2 protein-coding genes are annotated in these 1,685 nt (G+C 68.5%); one reads left to right on the forward strand and one right to left on the reverse strand.

Annotated features, from left to right (window positions below; translation table 11 throughout):
- Positions 1–154: 154 nt before the first annotated feature.
- Positions 155–637, reverse strand: a complete 483-nt coding sequence (locus AB0M20_RS42040; protein ID WP_364306964.1) for a GNAT family N-acetyltransferase — start codon at positions 635–637, stop codon at positions 155–157.
- 105 nt (positions 638–742) lie between these two features.
- Between AB0M20_RS42040 and AB0M20_RS42045 the strand changes: the two genes are divergently transcribed.
- Positions 743–1,567: a PhzF family phenazine biosynthesis protein gene (locus tag AB0M20_RS42045; protein WP_364306966.1), complete on the forward strand. Its 825-nt coding sequence runs from the start codon at positions 743–745 to the stop codon at positions 1,565–1,567.
- Positions 1,568–1,685: the final 118 nt, after the last annotated feature.

Raw genomic sequence — 1,685 nt, forward strand, 5'->3', positions numbered from 1 at the left:
AGAGCGCGAACAGGGACCCGTCCGACCCGGACTTCGGCGCCCAGGTGTATCAGACGCCGGCGCACCCGGGCGACGAACACGGTGCTGCGTTCTACCCCGAAGGGTTGGCCCCGCTCAAGCGGATCATCGTCGGTCAGAATCCTTGACCCAAGGGCTACGGCGCCGTCCAGGCGAAACGGATGGCGGGCGCGTTCTCCTCGTTCGCCGACCCGTTGGTTGTACCGGCCACAACGAAACCGTGACGTAGGTAGAACCTCTGCGCCCCGGCGTTGGTCGAGAACGTCCACAGCTGAAGGCCCGCGGGCCGGCGGGCTTTCGCGAGCTCGATGAGGCGGGAACCCAGTCCCTTGCCGGTGAAGGCCGGGTCGACGTAGAGCTGGTCGACCCAGTCACCATCGAGCACCAGCACCGCCAAGGGCCGGCTGTCGACGTCCTCCATCAGCCACACCTCTCGCTCGGGCACGACGGTGGTGGTGATCCACATGAGAGTGTCGCCGTCCGGATGAACCGCGGCCGGGATGGCGCCGATGGCGGCCCGGCGCGAGCGGATCATGAGGTCCGCGATCGCTCCGGCATCCTCGAGACCGGCGCGACGGGACGTTGCCGAATCCACGCCTCCGGTGTGCTGCAGGGCCATGGGCCGCATCATCCTCATCCACCGTGCAGGGAGCAAAGGAATATCGGATCCTCATGCCGACGTATAGTGCTCGGTTCAGGTCGTCGGCCAGGTCTGGAGGTAGTCGTGTCCGTCCCCGATCAACCCGTCGCCGTGATCGACGCGTTCGTCACCGACGCCGCATTCTCCGGCAACCCGGCCGGAGTGCTGGTGCTCGACGAGTTCCCCGACGAGACGTGGATGCAGGGCGTCGCCAACGAGTTGCACCAGGCCGAGACGGCCTTCGTGGTGCCCGGGAACAAGCGGTTCGCGCTGCGGTGGTTCACTCCGACCGCGGAGGTGGCGCTGTGCGGGCACGCCACGCTCGCCGCATCACACTGGCTGTGGAAGACCGGACACGCCGAGTCGCACAGTCCCATCAAGTTCGACACGCTCAGCGGCGAGCTCGTCGCCCGTCGCCACGAGAACCGAATCGTCCTCGACTTCCCGGCCGTCCCGGCGGCGAGGACCGATCCGCCGGCCGCGCTCGGGCAGGCGCTCGGCGCGACCAGCGTGGTGTGGACGGGGATCACCGATCATCCCGACGTCGGCGAGCGCAATATCCTCGCCGTGCTGGCCGATGAGGATGCCGTGCGTGGACTCGTACCGGACCTGCGGGCGGTCGAGCAACTGCCCGCCGGTGGACTCATCGTGACCGCACTCGGAGCCGGCGGCACCGACGTCGTGTCGCGCTACTTCGCCCCTGCGTTCGGCATCCCCGAAGACCCGGTGACCGGCTCAGCGCACTGCACCATCGGCCCCTACTGGCAGGCCGAGCTCGGGTCCGAGCTGCGGGCACGCCAGCTTTCCCCGCGCGGCGGCCTTCTGCGGGTCGTCACCGACGACCGACGCGTCCAGCTTCAGGGTGAAGCCCGGACCGCCTTCACCGGCAATCTGCACCGCATGCCCTGACGCCGCTATTTCGGGGGGAGCCACTTCTGCCATGCCGGGCGGTTGGCGTCCAGCCAACGCTTCGCGGCGGCGTCGCGGGTGAGTTTTTTGACGGTGATGTCGCGGGCGACGGCGTTTT

The sequence above is a fragment of the Actinoplanes sp. NPDC051633 genome (assembly GCF_040681735.1).
In the GTDB taxonomy this organism is placed as follows: domain Bacteria; phylum Actinomycetota; class Actinomycetes; order Mycobacteriales; family Micromonosporaceae; genus Actinoplanes.

Excerpts from the sequence above, each read along its gene's own strand:
- AB0M20_RS42040 (WP_364306964.1), bottom strand. The coding sequence starts at position 637 with ATGGCCCTGCAGCACACCGGAGGCGTGGATTCGGCAACGTCCCGTCGC.